The organism is Dysgonomonas mossii, from assembly GCF_004569505.1.
Classification (GTDB): Bacteria; Bacteroidota; Bacteroidia; order Bacteroidales; family Dysgonomonadaceae; genus Dysgonomonas.
On record NZ_SPPK01000140.1, the window covers coordinates 1 to 389 of the forward strand.

The window sequence follows — 389 nt, forward strand, 5'->3', positions numbered from 1 at the left end:
TTCACACAAAACAATGCCTTAGCTATTTACAAACGCATACTAAATGATTTAGATAAAGTGATGAAAAAAGATGGACTAGTCATATTTGAAATCGGTCATTTACAAGGTAAAATTTTAAAATCATATATCCATGAACACTATAAAGTTAAAAATTTGGCAATTATCAAAGATATAAATCAAAAGAATCGTATGATACAATTTAATTGGATGGGTTGTTAATAAGTTATGCACAAAAGGGTTGAGTTATCCACAAAATGTGTATAACTTTTATTTGTATACAGTAAATACGATGAGGAAGGGAAGTATAGCCTTGGAAACATATGTTTGGGATGTGCGTAAGTTTGTTCATAACTTAGTTAGTTATCCACACATCAATCAGATCTGTCTCT

Annotated in this window: 1 protein-coding gene; it reads left to right on the forward strand. The window is 29.6% G+C overall.

Annotated features, from left to right (window positions below; all coding sequences use genetic code 11):
• Window positions 1–219, forward strand: a 219-nt coding sequence (locus E4T88_RS18170; RefSeq protein ID WP_221411844.1) for a hypothetical protein, incomplete at its 5' end; no start/stop codon positions are given.
• Window positions 220–389 lie beyond the last annotated feature (170 nt).